The following is a 15,835-nucleotide window of genomic DNA, read 5'->3' as shown; positions in this document are numbered from 1 at the left end:
GGCACCCCCGGCCGAAGGCTGGGGGACGTTGACAACCGACGACAACGCCGCAGGTGGACGTGGCAGGCCCCGCGTCTGCGGCATGATCCGCCGGACAGGCCCTGGAACGACCAGGCGGGCGTGAGGCTCCCGCGCGGACCCGGATGGGACGACCGCGGTCCGGCGGGAGCCTCACTCAGGCCACTACGCGGTGCCTTCGAGTGCCTTGTCGATGAACGGAACCAGCCGGCCGACAATCGGCGGCTTCATGACCGAGTAGTGGTCGCCGGGGAGCCAGACCTGCGTGACCCGGTCGCCGAACAGGGTCCGCCAACCGAGCGCACCGTCCGGCCCGACGACGGCCGACTCCTCGTCGGTGCGGACCAGCAGCACGTCGTAGTCGCCGAACTCCGGCCGGAAACCGAGCACGTACTCCTGGCAGGCGGCGATGTTCGACCGGTAGAGCGCGAACAGCGTCTCGAAGTGCTCGGCGCCCGCGTCCGGGGTGAGCACGTCGCGGTCCCGCATCGCCGCGGCCAGCAGGGCCTGTTGCTCCGCGACGGAGCGGCCCGCGAGGTCGGCGGCGGTCAGCGGCAGCCCGTAGTGCGCCGCGAACCGCTCGACGATCTGTCGGTCGGTCATGCCCGCGTAGTAGTCGTCGTCGGAGGTACCCTCGACCACCGCCCTGAGCGCCCGCGTGTCCGGCGCGGCGCCGTCGATGACGACCAGCGTCCCGATCCGGTGGCCGAGGCCGCGCAGCCGTTCGGCCAGAGCGTAGGCGAAGACAGCCCCGAGGCCCCAGCCGACGATCGTGCTCGGCACCGCGTCGGCCTCGGCCCGGCGGCCGATCTCGGCGGCGTACTGCTCGATCATCTCGCGGACGTGCGGCACCGGCGCCCGCCGGCCGTCCAGCCCGACCGCTTCCAGGCCGTAGACCGGGACGTCGGCCGGCATCGCACGCACCAGGTCGAGGTAGCCCATGACGCTCCCGCCGCCGGCGTGGACGCAGTAGACCGGCGGCCGGGTGCCATCGGGACGCATCGGGACGAGCACCGTCGACTGCCACTCGGCCTGGGCCCGGACCGTCCGGGCGAGCCCCTCCACGGTGCCGTTCTCGAAGAGGACCGAGATCGGCAGGCGGGCGCCGAGCTTGCGGGACACGGCCGCAAGCAGCTGGAGCGCCAGCAGCGAGTGCCCGCCCACGGCGAAGAAGTCGTCGGTGACGCCGAACCGGTCCGAGCCCAGCATCGCCCGCCAGATCTCGAGGATGCGCAGCTCCAGCGAGTCACGCGGGGGCACCGCGGCCGTCGCGCGGCCCGGCGTGCTGTCCATGGCCAGCAGCTGGGCCCGGTCGACCTTGCCGTTGGCGGTGCGCGGCAGGGCGGCGACGACGGCGAACGCCTTCGGGACCATGTGCTCGGGCAGCACGGTGCGCAGGTGCCCGCTCAGCTCGTCGACCGTGGGCCCGCTCGCTTCCAGCGTGACGAAGGCGGTCAGCACCCGGTCCGGGCCCGCGACCGTGACGAGGCACTCGCGGATGTCCGGGTGTCCGCGCAGCACCGCCTCGATCTCCTGCGGTTCGACCCGGTAGCCGTTGATCTTCAGCTGGTCGTCGGTACGACCCAGGTACTCCAGCTCGCCGCCGGGAAGGGCGCGGACCACGTCGCCCGTGCGGTACCAGCGGACCGGCGCACCACCCGGCGCTTCGGGCGCGCTGAGGAAGCGCTCCGCGGTCCGCTCCGGCTGGTTCAGATAGCCGTCGGCCAGTTGGGCACCGGAGAGGTACAGCTCCCCCGGCATCCAGGCCGGCACCAGCCGGCCCGCGCCGTCCCGGACCGCGGCCCGGGTGCCCGGCAGCGGGGTGCCGATCGGCACGGTCCTGGCCCGCGGGTCGAGGGGCGACGCGCCGGCCGGGAAGGTGCAGACTCCGACGGTGGTCTCGGTCGGGCCGTAGTGGTTGACGACCACGCACTCCGGCGCGATCGCCGCGACCCGCTCGACCAGGTCGATCGGGCACGCCTCACCGCCGACGACCAGCAATCGGCGCGGCAGTACCCGGGCCGGATCCTCGGCGGCGTTGAGCAGCGCGGCCAGGTGCGAGGGGACGATCTTCAGGCAGTCGATCTCGTGAGCGCTCATCCAGGCCGACAGCTCGGCCGGGTCGGTGGCCGCCGACCGCGGCACGACGGACAGGCGCCCGCCCGAGGACAGAGCCGAGAAGACGGCCGTGTACCCCAGGTCGGCGGCGACGGTCGTGATGACGGCGAACGACGACCCCGCCGCGCCGGGCAGCCGCTGCCCGACCTCGTGGACGTAGGTGGCCAGGGCACCGTGACTGACCGCCACGCCTTTGGGCCGGCCGGTGCTGCCGGAGGTGTAGACGACGTAGGCGAGGGCGGCCGGATCGGGAGTCGGCCGGACCGCTGCGGGGGCTTCCTCGTCCGGCAGGTCCTCGATCAGATCCTCTGTCAGGAGGCAGGGTATGGCCGACTCCGCGAGCCGCCCCGCCAGCGCGGCGCTGGTGACCACGACGCCGGTCCCGGTGTCGGCGAGGGTCGCGGCGATCCGGCCCGGCGGCGTGGTGTCGTCCAGGACGGTGAACGCCGCACCGGCCCGCCAGATGCCCAGCATCGCGGCGATGGTGAGCGCGCCCCGTTCGAGCAGGACCGGCACGACCGAGCCCGGACCGGCCCCGGCGGCGGCGAGCCGGGCGGCCAGGCGGTCGGCGAACCGGTCCAGGTGCCCGTAGCTGAGCTTGGTGGCGGCGTCCTCGACCGCGGTGGCGTCCGCGTTCCGCGCGCAGTGCTCGGTGAAGCGCGCGGGCACGAGGCGCACCGCGCCGCCGGCCGGCGTCTCCGCGACGGCCCGGTCCGGCTGGTCCGCACCGTCCGGCCAGACGCGCAGCGCGCCGACGTGCGCGCCGGGGTCCGCGACCGCGTGGGCCAGCACGGTGCGCAGCACCGTCCCGAGCCCGGCCAGGTCGGCCTCGGAGAACCGGGCTGGGTCGTAGCCGAGCGCGACCCGCGCGGCGCCGGCCCCGACCTGGTCGACGAGCAGCGCGGGACCCGCGCCCGGGTGCACGCCGTGGACGGCGACCGGCGCGAACAGCAGGTCGCCGGCCGCCCGGGGGGCGCCCAGGTCGACGTGGTCGAAGGCGATCACCTCCAGGGTGTCCCGGGTCGACCACCACGCGGCGTCGAACAGCTCCGACTCGGCCGCGGCGTGTTCGAAGGCGGCGTGGCAGCGCCGCACCAGGTCGCGGAACGGCGCGTCCGCGGCGACGGCGACCTGCAGCGGCAAGAGCCTCGCCAGCGGGCCGAGCGCGCCGGCCAGCTCCGGTGCGGAGCGCCCGCCGTCCACCAGCCCGGTGAGCAGCCGGTCCGCGCCGGTGTAGCGGTGCAGCACGACCTGCCAGGCGGCTAGCAGCAGGTCGCGGAGGTCGCCCCCGGCGGCGGCGAGCCGGTCGGCGCAGTCGGGCGGGAGGACGTCCGCCAGCTCGATCGTGGCGGCGGCCGTGCTGCCATCACCGCAGTGCACCGGCAGCTCGAAGGGCAGGCGCAGCGCGGTGGTGTCGTCGTCGACCTCGCGCAGGTAGCGCGGGTGCTCGAAACGGCCGTCCCCGACCCGCTCCCGCAGCCACTCGGCGAGGTCCGCGAACTGCAACGGAGCCTCGCCGGTGTCGGTGTCGGTGTCGGTGTCGGTGTCGGCGTAGGCCCGGGCCAGCTCGTCGATCAGGACCGCCGCGCCCGCACGGTCCAGTACGGTCGCCGAGGCCCGCAGCCGCAGCACGTGCAGCTTCGGGCCGACGCGCCGCACCGCCAGCGATACCGGCGTCGACTCGACCACCGCCTCGGGGTACCAGTCCTCGGCGGCGTCCGTCGAAGCGGCGTCCGTCTCGGCGCCGGGCACCTGCTCCCGGTGCGGCCGGATCACCTGGGCCGGTGTCACGTAGCCGTCCAGGATCCGCAGCTCGGTCCGCAGGATCTCGTGATGCTCGATGACGTGGCGGGCCGCGCCGTACAACCGATCCAGGTCCAGCGGACCGCGCAGCTCGACCACCACGGTGACCGGGACCGCCCGCCCGCCCCGCGCCTCCGCCGTCCGCCACGTCAGCTCCTGCTGCGGCGAGATCGCGAACGCGTCCTCGGTGCCGGCGCTCATCGCTCACCGCCCGGCACCGACGAGGCCGGCTCGGCCATCGCCACGAGTACCTTCCGTGGTCCGGTGTACGGTTGCCGGCCGTGCGCGGTCAGCACGTTGTCAACCAGCAGCACGTCGCCGTCGTTCCAGGCCTCCGCGCGGTACTCGGCCTCGAACGCCGCGTTGATCGTGGCGATCACCTCGTCCTCGATCGGCGTGCCGTCCCCGTACAGCGCGTTGCGCGGCAGATCGATCGGATCCAGTGCCTCCAGCAGCGACCCGCGCACGTCCGCCGGCAGGCTGACCGGGTGGAAGAGGTGCGCCTGGTTGAACCAGGTCCACTCGCCGGTGACCGGGTGCCGCACGACGGCCTGCGCGACCTGCTGCGTCCGCAGCCGCTGCCCCGGCAGCCAGGTGAACTCGATCCCCGAGTCCGCGCAGAACCGCTCCGCCTCGGCCGGGTCCTCGGTCTCGAAGGCCTGCTGCCACGTCAGGTCCATGCCGCTGCCGTAGTTGCGCACGTACATCACGCCGTGCGCCGCGAAGCGGTCCCGGACGGCCTGCGGGATCCGCTCGTACACCCGGCGGCTGTCGGCCAGCGGCGTCGCACCGCCGGTCCGGGCCGCCTTGTCGCTGAGGAACCACAGCCGCATCGGCCAAGTCGTCGCGTAGGCCAGCTCGTTGTGCATCGGGATCGACTCGCTGGCCGGGTACTCGGTGGACGTGTAAACCTGCCGCATCTCGCGGGTGCGCGGCGTCGATCCGTACACATAGTTCATGGCCTCGGGCGACACGGCGAGGACGAGCCGCTCCAGGCCCTCGGCGCCGGAGATGCCGAAGCCGCGGAACAGCACCGCGCCGTGGCTGTGCAGCAGTTCCAGCAGCGGCTCGCGGCTCGCCGCCAGCCAGGCGGCCAGGTCGACGCCGGGCACGTCGGCCGTGACGGTCGCCGGAAGACGTTCCGCGGTCGGCGGCGTGACGGTGACCGCCGGACCGTCCGCCGCGGCAACGGTGCGGCGGCGGATGTCCCGGAGTGCGGGACGTTGTTGCTCGTTGACGTTCACGATTTCCCCCGTGGTAGTCAGTCAGGCAGTGGTAGTCAGTCAGGCAGTGGTAGTCAGGCAGGCAGTGGTAGTCAGGCAGTGTTGGTCAGGCAGTGTTGAGCGGGCGCTCGGCGGCGCCCGGAACCGGATCGGCGTTCGGATCGGTGGACGAGTCCGTGGACGGCGGCTCGGGCTCCACGTCCGAGATCGCCTGGATCTTGCGGATCGGCGAGATGAGCGTCAGGCCGGCCGGCAGTAGCAGCGCCACGCCGAGCACGGCGATCGAGGGGCGGGTGCCGATGGCCGCGCCGAGGAAACCGCCGACGAGTGCGCCCAGCGGCAGCGCGCCCCAGATGATCGTGCGGATGGCCGCCGTCGTGCGGCTCATCAGGTGCTGCGGCGTGATGGTCTGCCGGATGGTGATGACGTTGACGTCGAACAGCGGGTTGCTGGCGTTCTGGAGGAAGAAGGCCGCGCCGACGACGACCGCCGCCAGTGTGGGTGTGCCGCCGGCGAAGGCGAGCATGATGCCGCCGACGGCGCTGGTCCCGGTGGCGATGCACACGGTGGGGCCGACGCCGAACCACGCGTTGATCCGCCCCATCACGGCGATGCCGACCACGCCGCCGATGGCGCCCACGAACACGACCGTGGCGATGGCCGACGCGCTCAGGTGCAGCTCGTGCGACAGAAACACGAAGAACACCGCCAGCAGCGCCTGGAGCAGCAGGTTCCAGGTCCCGGCGATCAGGGCGATCCAGCGCAGGAACGGGGTCTTCCGGACGAACACCAGCCCGCTGAGCAGCTCCCGGCGGATGGACGCGGGTTCCGGCGACTCCTCCGGCTCGGCCCTGACCTTCCCCATCGAGTGCAGGAAGAGCGCCGAGAAGGCGAACGTCGCGGCGTTGACGGCGATGGCGTAGGGGGCCGACAGGACCCGCAGGATCAGCGCGGCGATGCCGGGGCCGGAGACCTGGGAGACCACGGCGCTGCTCTCCAGGAGGCGGTTGGCGTTGATCAGGTCGCGCTGGTCGACGACCGAGGTGAGGATGCTCTGGTAGGCGATGTCGAAGAACACGGTGGCCACCCCGACCACGAACACCACGACGCACATCAGGGCGATCGACAGGTGGTCGGTCCACGCGAGGATCGGGATCGTCACGATCGCCGCCGCGCGGGTCCAGTCCGCCGCGATCATCACGACGCGGTGGTTCCAGCGCTCCACGAAGACCCCGGCCAGCAGGCCGAAGAGCAGGTAGGGCGCCCGCTCGGCCGCGGCGAGCAAACCTACCTGCACCGTGCCGACGTCCAGGATCAGGATGGCCGCCAGCGGGAAGGCGACCATGCTCACCTGCGCGCCCATCTGCGAGACGGACTCCGCCGCCCACAGCTTGCGGAACTTCGCCTGACCGGGAGTGAACGGCCAGCGTTTCAGCCGCGACTGGACCAATGCCATGGGGTAACCCTCTTGCTCGATGGATAGGGGTGATACGCCGTTAGACGGCGGTGACGGACGAGTCGGTCGGGTCCTGGGTCAGCTGCCGGACGACGTCGCCGAAGCGCGGCGCGCGGTAGAGCTCGCGCAGCGGCGGCGCCTGCCCGAGACGGGACCGCAGCTGCCCGAGGAACTCCACGGCGGCGATCGAATCCCCGCCGTCGTCGAAGAAGTCCGCGGACTCGTCCTCGGGCTCGCCGCCCAGCGCCGCCGCCCAGCTCTCCCGGACGGCGTCCGCGACGCTTCCGGAGGACTCCGGGTGCGACCGCACCTCGCTCAGCAGGGCCCGCAGTACCGCGGCGTCGACCTTGCCGCGGTCGGTCAGCGGGATCGCGGCGACCGGCGTGAACGACGCGGGGACCATGTAGTCGGGCAGCCGGGCCGCGAGGTGGTCGCGCAGGTCGGCGGCGCGCGGCGGGGCCGCGGCGTCGACCGCGACCACGAACGCCGCCAGCGCCCGGCCGGCGCCGAGGTCCACCGGGAGCACCGCGGCCTCGACGAGGCCCGGATGCGTCAGCAGCGCGTCGACGACCTCGCCCGGCTCCACCCGGAACCCGCCGCGGACCTTCACCTGGTCGTCCGCCCGGCCGCGGAACTCGATCAGCCCGTCGGGCCGGACCCGGCCCAGGTCGCCGGTACGGAACCAGCGGCCCTCGGCGCCGTCGGCCGTGGTGCCGAACCGCGCCGCGGTCTCGTCCGGCCGGTCCAGGTAGCCGCGCGCCGGCGCGATCCCGCTGATCAGCAGCTCGCCGATCTCCCCGTCGGGCACCGTGCGCAGGTCGGCGTCGACGGCGACGAGCCCGACCCCGCGGATGGGGCGGCCGATGGTGACCGGGCCGCCCGCGGTCAGCTCGGCGAAGCTCACCGCGACCGCGGCCTCGGTCGGCCCGTAGGTGTTGACGATCCGGAACTCCGGGTGCACGGCCGCCGCGTGCCAGGCCTCGGCCGCGTCCGGGCCGGCGGCCTCGCCACCGATGATCATCAGCCGCACCGCCGCCGGCAGCCGCACGTGCGGGACCTGCCGGAGCGCGCGGCCCAACTGGTTCCAGACGCCGGTCGGGAGGTTGACCACGGTCAGTCCCCGCTTGTCGACCAGCCGCAGGAAGTCCTCCACGTCCTCGTAGCGGAAGTCCTCGTCCCGCAGCACGAGCGTCGCGCCCGAGCCGAGCGCGGTGAACACCTCCTCGAGCGCGATGTCGAAGGCGATGGACGAGAACTGCAGCTGCCGATCGGCCGGGGCGAGCCGGTACTCGGCGATCGCGGCCTCGATGTAGTTGACGATCGCGTGCTGCTCGTTGACCACGCCCTTGGGTTCCCCGGTCGAGCCCGAGGTGTAGTTGAGGTACGCGGCCGGGGACGCGACGCTCGGCACCCGGTCCAGCAGCCGCTGTGGCGGGGAGTCCGGGGCGAGGAAGCCGTCCTGAACCACCACCGCCGCGGGCCTGGCGTCGGCCAGCAGGTGGTCCCGCCGGCTGCGCGGGTCGCGCTGGTCGAGCGGCAGGAACGCCGCGCCGAGCCGCCCGGCGGCGAGCATCGCCGCCACCAGCCGCGGCCCGACCGGCAGATCGAGGCCGACGACGTGCTCCGGCCCGACGCCGGCGGCGTGCAGCTCCGCGGCGAGCGCCGTGCTGTGCCGGAGGAGCTCGGCGTAGGTCAGCGCGCCCTCGTCGTGCTCGATCGCGCACGCGTCAGGCGTGCGCCGGACCTGCCGCTCGAACAGATCGGACAACGAGATGTAGGACAACGAGACGTCGGACAACGAGACCTCGGTCATCGCTCGTACTCCCACTCGGTCGTCTGCTCCAGCAGCTCGTCGACGGCCGCCCTCCGCTGGTCGAGCTCGGCCAGTGAGTCGGCCGCGATCCAGATGTCGTAGACGCGACCGGCCGAGCCCTGCCGCCAGTGGACCGGGGCGCCGGCCCGGGTGCGCGGGTCGGCGCCGAACACGCCGGGCACGCCGCGCACGGTCCGCGGCGACGGGAGCGCCGACACCGCCACAGCGCCGTACGGCGGCTGCGCGTAGTAGTGCATGGCGTGGCCGGTCGGCTCGGCGAACGCGTCCGGCAGCGACTCCCCGACCGCCAGCGCCGTGGCCAGCCCCACCGGCTCGACTGTCCCGACCCGGGGCATGAGCCGGTAGAGGCCGCCGCCGAGTCGCCCGTTGACCTCGATGACGACCGGCCCGTCGGGCCCGAGCTTGAACTCGATGTGCGTGAGGCCGGCGGTGAAGTCCACCGCCGCGATCGCCGCGGCGGCGAGCTCCAGCAGGGTCCCGGTGAGCGCGCTGTGCCGGTGCACCGGGAAGACGAGGCCGGTGTCGCGGGCCGGCGGGGCGAGCGGCAGCCGCAGCGTCATGCCGATGTGCCGGACCGCGCCGCGGGCGTCGACGGCGCTCTCGACGGAGACCGAGTCCGTCAGCAACGGCCCGAACGGCGTGTCGACGCCCTCGATGTAGCGCTCGACGACGTAGGGCCGGTCCGGGGACAGCTGCGTCATCAGGTCGCGGAACTCTTCGGCGGAGTGGACGAAGGCCGTGTCCTCGCTGCCGGCGCCCTCGCGTGGCTTGACGACGGCCGGCATCGGCACCTCGGCCGGGAAGACGCCGCCCCGCAGCGGCGCCGTCGGCACGTCGCCGACGCCGCACGCGTTGAGCCGCTCGCGCTGGGCGATCTTGTCGGAGCACCATTCCGCCGCCTTCTCCGACAGGCCGGGCAGCCCGTAGTGCCGGGCGAGTCCGGAGGCGAGCCGGAGGCCCCGGTCGGCGAACGTGACGACCCCGGCCGGGACCCGCCCGCCGAGCGCGCGGACGCACGCGTCGACACCGTCGGCGACGACGACCTCGCCGAGCTCCTGCAGGACCGGCACGGACGCGAGCGCGGCGGCGTCGTCCGGCTCGACGACGAACGTGCAGCCGCCGTAGGGCTCCGCGGCCTCGGCGATGGCGTTGGGCGGGGCGGATCCGATACTGAAGACGTTCACGATCATGACGTGCGTTCCCTCCCATTTCCTGGTCCTGCCGGATGCGCGAGCACCTTTCGCCGGACGGCGGTTGGCGTCGTGGGCTGCGCGGTGGGGATGACGGGGCGAGACGGGTCCGCGGCCAGCTCGCGCAGGACCGCGACGAACCGGTCGACCAGGTCCCGCATCGTCGCCGCGTCGAACAGGTCCGTGCTGTAGCGCAGTTCCCCGGAGAGGCCGGCGTGGTCGCCGCCGGGAGACCTCGACTCCACCAGGCCCAGCCACATGTCGTACCGCGAGAAGGACAGGTCGATGCGCTCCTCGGCGCAGGACAGGCCGGGCGCCCGCAGCAGCTCGCCGTCGTCGCCCAGGATCGTCAGCATCACCTGGAACAGCGGGTGCCGGGCGAGCGACCGCGGCGGGTTGAGCGCCTCGACGAGGCGGTCGAACGGGACGTCCTGGTGCCCGAGCGCCTCCAGGTCCGCCTCCCGGACCCGGTCGAGCACGGTGCGCAGGTCCGGTCGCCCGGCGCAGTCGACCCGCAGCACGAGGGTGTTGACGAAGAACCCGACGACGTCGTCCAAGGCCGCGTCGGTGCGCCCGGCCACCGGGGCGCCGACGACGATGTCGGAACCCGCGCCCAGCCGGCGGAGCAGCGCCACGAGCCCGGCGTGGACGACCATGAAGAGGCTGGTGCCGGTCGCCTGGGCCAGCGCCGCCAGCGCCGTGTGCAGCTCGGCGTCCACGGTGACGGCCACGCGGTTGCCGCGGTAGGACGGTGTCGCCGGCCGGGGCCGGGCGAACGGCAGCACGAGCTCGTCGGGTGCGCCGGCGAGCGCGGACCGCCAGTAGCGGATCTGGCTGTTGCCGAGGCCGCGCGGGTCGGCCTCGGCGCCGAGCAGCTCGCGCTGCCAGGCCGCGTAGTCCGCGTACTGCACGGGCGGCGGGGCGAACGCCGGCTCCCGTCCCTCGGTCCGGGCCGCGTAGGCGAGCGACAGGTCCTGGAACAACGGCCGCACCGAGCCGTCGTCGACCGCGATGTGGTGCATCACGACGAGCAGGACGTGCTCGTCGGGCCCCGTCGAGAACAGCCACGCCGCGATCGGCAGGGCCGCGGCCAGGTCGAAGACGTGCCGCGCGGCGGCGGCCAGCTCGGCCGGCAGGTCCGCTTCCGCGACCGTCTCCCGGTGCAGCGGCACCCGCACCGCGGTGGGCTCCAGGACCCGTTGCCAGGGCACGCCGTCCACGTCGACGAAGACCGTACGCAGGCTCTCGTGGCGGACCACGACATCGCGGAGCGCGGTGGCGAGCGCGCCGGCATCGAGCGCGCCGCGGATCCGTACGGCGATCGGCACGTTGAACACGCCGCCCGTCGCCTCGAACTGGCTGACGGCCCAGAGCCGGTGCTGGGCGAACGACGCCGCGACCAGCCCCGGCCTGTCCCGCGGGACGAGCGCCGGGCGGGTGCTCGGCGCCGAGCCGATGGAAGCCACCAACCCGGCGACCGTCGGCGCCCGGAACAGCGCCTTGAGCGGAAGCTCCACGCCGAACCGCGCCCGGACCGCGTTCACCAGGCGGGTGGCCAGCAACGAGTTCCCGCCCTCGTCGAAGAAGTCGTCGTCGGGCTCGAGCTCGTCGGCGTCCAGCCCGAGAACGTCGGCGAACAGCCCGGCCACGACGCGGTGGCGCTCTTCGGCCGACGGATCGGTCGACGGGTTCGTCGACGGATCGGTCGTCGGGTCAACGGTTCGCAACGCCGGCTTCCCTTCGCACGGCGTTGCGCAGCAGCCGCCGTGGGCCCTGGGGACGGTCGCCCGCGATGCTCACGCGCTCCAGCACACGGGTCTGCGGGTAGTAGTCGGAGACCGCGTAGTGCTGGGTGGACCGGTTGTCCCACAGGGCGACGGCGCCGTCGGTCCAGTGGAAGCGCACCTGGTACTCGGGGTAGTGCGCCTGGTCGCACAGGTACGCCAGCAGCTCCTCGCTCTCCGCCTCGTCCACGCCGAGAATGCGCGTGGTGTAGAAGCGGTTGACGTAGAGGATCTTCTCCCCGGTCTCCGGGTGCACCCGCACGACCGGGTGTTCGCTGACGGGGAACATGCCCCGGCCGTCGCGTTCCCGCGCTACCTCGTCGTAGCCGTCGTAGATGGTCAAGGGGTCGTGCACGGCGCGCAGGTTGGCGATGCGCTCCTTGACGTCGTCGGGCAGGCCGTCGTGGGCCGCGACCATGTCCGCCCAGAGCGTGTCGCCACCGGCCGGCGGGACGTGCAGGGCGCGCAGGATCGAGCCGAGCGAGGGCTTCTCGTCGCCCGAGCCGTCGCTGTGCCAGACGTTCTCGGCGCCGGGCTCGCCCGGCCCCGCGGCGACGCGGGTCACCTCGGGGAAGTCGCCCTTGTCCGGCATCGGCAGGAACAGCGGGTCGCCGAAGACGCGGGCCAGCTCGACGTGGTCACGGCTGGACAGATGCTGGTCGCGGAAGAAGAGCACCTTCCAGTCCCGGAAGGCCCGCCGCAGGTCGGCCCGCGCGGCCGACGGGATGGGCGCGACGAGCGGCAGCCCCGAGATCTCGGCGCCGATGGTGGGCCCGCACGGACGGATGGCGAAGTGGTCGCTCTCGGCGACGAGGTCGCGCCGAGCGAGGACCTGCGTGCGTCCGACGGGGCGCCAACCGGACCTGACCCTTTGCATGACAGAAGACCTTTCTGTGGCGGTGCAGGGTGAAGGGCCGGGCGTCGACGGCGTGCCGGTCCGCCGACGGTCCACAGTGGACGTCGTCGCGCGCCCGGTCCACGTCCGCTCCACCCGTTGATACTCATTGGGAAATGCGGTGCGGTCGTACTGGGAAATGTGGTGCGGTCGGATATGCGTCAGACCGTTACGAGGCCCAGCTCAACGGCGATCAGCTCGGCGAGATTCGCCCATGCCGCACCACTGAACATGTGATCGGCATTTGCCACTTCGCGTATCTCCGACAGGATCGTGCTTTCGGCAACCCAGCCGGCAAGGTCCGCGGACCGTATCTCACGGTCATTCATTCCGTGGAATACCGTGATCGGAATGCGCAGTCGGCCGGGTGTGAATTGATATCCGGAAACGGCACGGATATCGGCTTCCAGGATTTCCAGGGCCACCGCACGCATCTCGGAATCGTCGGCGACGTCCTCGCCCAGATAGCGCTCGGCCAGCGACTCCCGGGAGCCCAGTTCGTCGGCCGCGGTCCGGGCCGCCTCGGCCGGCGGCAGCTGCGAGGCGACGACCAGGCGCGTCACCCGCGGGCCCAGGGCGCGCGCGGCCTCGTAGGCCAGCAGGGCGCCGGAACAGTGTCCGAACAGGACGATGGGCCGGTCGCCCAGCGACTCGACCTCGGCAACGATGCTCTTGACGAGGGAGTCGACGTCCTCGAAGAACGGCTCGTCGATGCGGCTCTCCCGGCCGGGCAGCCGTACCCCGTAGACGGCCGCGGCGGTCCCGAAGACCGACGTCCAGGCGCGGAACGGCGCCGCCCCGGCCCCGGCCCAGGGCACGCAAACGAGAGCCGGATTGTCTGTTAATCTCGGCTTGAAGGCTATGAGCGCGCCAGAAGGCGCTCTGTTTGACATGTCAATCCCCGTGATTCCCCGTGTTTCCCCGTTTTTGGTGCGTGTGAGCGGGATGATCTTCAGGCGCCAACAGTACGGTCGTCCCGCCCTCGAAGAGAACAACACGGCCCTTGATGCGTTGTCAACCCTTCAGGCAATAGCTTGACTGTCCGTCAGTGCCCGGAGATTCATGATCAAGAATCAATCGGTACTGAATGGAAGGTCTCTTTCTGCGGTTTTCTGGAGACCGGACCCGGGCCGGCGTGTCGGGACCGACGTCCGGCCCGCAACGCTGGAGTAAAAAATCGGTGTGCACTCATACGCCGCCCCGGCCGCCTGGTCATCACACCGCGCCCGGATAGCCTCTTCGCGTTGGCCCGGCGGCAACGATCCGTTGTGGCAGTCGCCTACGTTGAAACCTTTCGTCGCAGCGGTCGGAGGCGGAGCGATGCGTTCGGTTCATCCGGCGGACGGCGGACGGCGGACGGCGGCCGTCGGTGTCGTTGTGACGTCGGACGGTGACGTCCTGCCGGCGGACGACGGCGCCGCGTCGCGGATCGGCCGGCCCGGCGCCCGACCCGGCGTTCGGCGGCCATCTGCGGGTGAAGGTGCTGGGCCAGGGCGGGAACAGCCCGAGCCGGCCCGGGACTTCCGCCACGCACACCACGGGTCGTCGAGGGCCGGGGATACCCGGCCGCGGGCTCACGGCGCGAGCCTCTGCCGCGGGCCCGTGGCGGCGCGGCAGCGCAGCGGGTTGCTGTTCAGCGCCAGTTCCTCGATGCGCACGGCCAGTTGCAGCGGCCGCCCGGCGGGCAGGGCGGGCCGTTCGAACTCGGCATGCATCCACGCCGGGTCCTGACCGAGCCGGACCGCGATCCGGCATCCCCGGCAGGTGCAGTCCGCGCCGACGCTCCCCGCTCAGCCGCACCGGCGGCAGACGGCCTTCCGCAGCCCGCCGTTAGCCCTCATCCATGACTCGTAGTTGTGTGTCGCGCAGGCGTGCCGCAGCAGATGCATCGACCGCGTTGACCTGCTCGCCGCACTGCCGGCCGTGACCATGCAGTGCCTGCTGGGAAAGGCGGGCCGTACGGCCGTCGACCGGGCCCGCGTCATCGACCCCCGCACCGTCACCCCGCAGCGCCTGCCCACCTTCGTCAGCCTGGTCGTGCAACCCGGTGCCGAACTGCGCCGCCGCGGGCAGGCCGCACGCGCCGTCACGCTCACGCTCAGGTTTCCCGGCGGACCCGCGTTGGGGAAGCCCCGCCGCCTGGCCGAGCCGTCCGGGCACGGGGACGACCGGCGCCAGCCCACCTACCAGCTCACGGACGGCGCAGGCCTCCAGCGGGGCCGACTGACCGGTCTCGCACTGCGTGGCGAGGACCTGGTCGAAAGCGGTCAGGTCGCCGAGCAACTCAGCCTCGACGCCGCCCGGCGGGCGCGACTCACTGCTGAGGGGCGGCCGACCGGATCCGGGAGAGGTTCGGACCCGGCGTGATCGGCCCGGCCGCCACCTGCCGGTTCTCTGGTCGGCCCCGCCGTCGCGGCCCCGCTCACCTACAACTGCCCGAAGGCTTCCGGCCTCCGCCCTGTCCACCTGCTCGTCGTCCGCCCGCGCGCCCAGGCCGCCCAGCACAAGGGGTACCGCGAACTCTGAGCGGCGGTTGGTGCGTGGTTCCCGGGGCCGGACGTGGGCCGGTCTGCACGCGTGGCTACCGTGGGTCCGGCGTCCACCGGACCTACTCCTGGAGACCCCCGTGCCCGTATCCCTCGGCGAGAACGTGGTGGCGATGCTGCGAAGCCCCAGCACCTGCTACATCGCCACGACGATGCCCGACGGCTCGCCCCAGCTCACCCAGACATGGGTCGACACCGACGGTGAGCACGTCCTGATCAACAGCGTGGAGTCGCATCAGAAGACCCGGAACATCGCGCGCGACCCGCGGGTGGCCATCGCGGTCTCCGATCCCTCGGAACCGTCCTCCTACGTCCAGATCCGCGGCCGTGTGGTGCGGGTGACCACCGAGGGAGCGGTCGAGCACATCGAGAAGCTCGCGCAGAAGTACCTCGGCGGGCCCTACCCGTGGTTCGGCGGCCGCGACCAGGTCCGGGTGATCTACGTGATCCAGCCCGAACGGATCACCAGCCCCCGCGGCTGAGCTCGTGTGACGGGGCCGGGGGCCACGGCGCGGCGGGGGACCGCCGCGTCGCGCGGCTTCACCTCTGGACCGGCTCCGCCTCGGCGGCCGCCGGAACGGCGGCGTTCCTGGCGCGGCGGCGGGCGAGGACGCCGGAGTACCGGTAGAAATCGTGGGAGTGGCTACTTCCCGCAAGGCGGCGCCGATCCAGGTCCTTGCCGAGGCGTCCGTGAGTGTGTCGGCGACGCGCTCGGGGGTGGGTCAGCGCCCTGGTGGTGTCCTCCTGCACAACAACCTCACCCTCTCCAGGTGACCGGCAGGAACAGCCAGGACAGCCGGCACGACGAAGACCCAGGAAGCAGGCTGGTCATAGATCCTCTCTCAGCCGTGCCCAGGTATGAGTGTCCAGTCCGTCATGGGGGCCAATGCTGGAGAGCTCGGCGCCGTCGCGTCCCAGGGCCACGCATGCGCGGTGACTTCGGACGCCACACGAGCCAGACCGCCCCG

The 15,835-nt window shown here is 72.8% G+C and carries 11 protein-coding genes; 2 read left to right on the top strand and 9 right to left on the bottom strand.

Features of this window, described 5'->3' with window-relative positions:
• Window positions 1–183 precede the first annotated feature (183 nt).
• From ACGFZQ_RS34590 to ACGFZQ_RS34550, 9 genes are all read right to left on the bottom strand, one after another.
• Complete coding sequence (locus tag ACGFZQ_RS34590; protein ID WP_393843655.1) at window positions 184–4,140, bottom strand: amino acid adenylation domain-containing protein; 3,957 nt, start codon at window positions 4,138–4,140, stop codon at window positions 184–186.
• Window positions 4,137–5,183 (bottom strand): TauD/TfdA family dioxygenase, encoded by a 1,047-nt coding sequence (locus tag ACGFZQ_RS34585; RefSeq protein ID WP_393843654.1) that lies wholly within the window; start codon window positions 5,181–5,183, stop codon window positions 4,137–4,139. The genes ACGFZQ_RS34590 and ACGFZQ_RS34585 overlap by 4 nt, the downstream gene beginning before the upstream one ends.
• 85 nt (window positions 5,184–5,268) lie before the next feature.
• Window positions 5,269–6,618, bottom strand: coding sequence for an MFS transporter (locus ACGFZQ_RS34580; protein ID WP_393843653.1), 1,350 nt, complete (start codon window positions 6,616–6,618; stop codon window positions 5,269–5,271).
• A 40-nt stretch (window positions 6,619–6,658) separates the two neighbouring features.
• Window positions 6,659–8,431 carry an amino acid adenylation domain-containing protein gene (locus ACGFZQ_RS34575; RefSeq protein ID WP_393843652.1) on the bottom strand — a complete coding sequence of 591 codons (1,773 nt, stop codon included), beginning with the start codon at window positions 8,429–8,431 and terminating at the stop codon, window positions 6,659–6,661.
• Entirely contained in the window at window positions 8,428–9,642 is a 1,215-nt protein-coding gene (locus ACGFZQ_RS34570; RefSeq protein WP_393843651.1) for an acetyl-CoA carboxylase biotin carboxylase subunit family protein, read from the bottom strand. The genes ACGFZQ_RS34575 and ACGFZQ_RS34570 overlap by 4 nt, the downstream gene beginning before the upstream one ends.
• The gene (locus tag ACGFZQ_RS34565; RefSeq protein WP_393843650.1) at window positions 9,639–11,369 is read right to left on the bottom strand and encodes a condensation domain-containing protein; all 1,731 of its coding nucleotides are present in this window, start codon (window positions 11,367–11,369) and stop codon (window positions 9,639–9,641) included. Before ACGFZQ_RS34565 ends, ACGFZQ_RS34570 begins: the two co-directional genes overlap by 4 nt.
• Window positions 11,356–12,303 (bottom strand): TauD/TfdA dioxygenase family protein, encoded by a 948-nt coding sequence (locus ACGFZQ_RS34560; protein WP_393843649.1) that lies wholly within the window; start codon window positions 12,301–12,303, stop codon window positions 11,356–11,358. The genes ACGFZQ_RS34565 and ACGFZQ_RS34560 overlap by 14 nt, the downstream gene beginning before the upstream one ends.
• A 179-nt stretch (window positions 12,304–12,482) precedes the next feature.
• Window positions 12,483–13,214, bottom strand: a complete 732-nt coding sequence (locus ACGFZQ_RS34555) for a thioesterase II family protein (RefSeq protein WP_393843648.1) — start codon at window positions 13,212–13,214, stop codon at window positions 12,483–12,485.
• Between the two features lie 681 nt (window positions 13,215–13,895).
• Entirely contained in the window at window positions 13,896–14,036 is a 141-nt protein-coding gene (locus ACGFZQ_RS34550) for a hypothetical protein (RefSeq protein ID WP_393843647.1), read from the bottom strand.
• 208 nt (window positions 14,037–14,244) lie between these two features.
• On the opposite strand from ACGFZQ_RS34550, the gene ACGFZQ_RS34545 reads away from it, so the two are divergent.
• A complete protein-coding gene (locus ACGFZQ_RS34545; RefSeq protein WP_393843646.1) occupies window positions 14,245–14,688 on the top strand; it encodes a hypothetical protein in 444 nt (147 codons plus the stop codon).
• 259 nt (window positions 14,689–14,947) lie between these two features.
• Window positions 14,948–15,349: a PPOX class F420-dependent oxidoreductase gene (locus tag ACGFZQ_RS34540; protein WP_393843645.1), complete on the top strand. Its 402-nt coding sequence runs from the start codon at window positions 14,948–14,950 to the stop codon at window positions 15,347–15,349.
• The last annotated feature ends 486 nt before the right edge of the window (window positions 15,350–15,835 follow it).

Origin of the sequence: Streptomyces sp. NPDC048254, from assembly GCF_043201895.1 — a bacterium.
In the GTDB taxonomy this organism is placed as follows: Bacteria; Actinomycetota; Actinomycetes; order Streptomycetales; family Streptomycetaceae; genus Streptomyces.
Note: the sequence above shows the minus strand (reverse complement) of the source record. Positions and strands in the feature narration are given on the sequence as shown.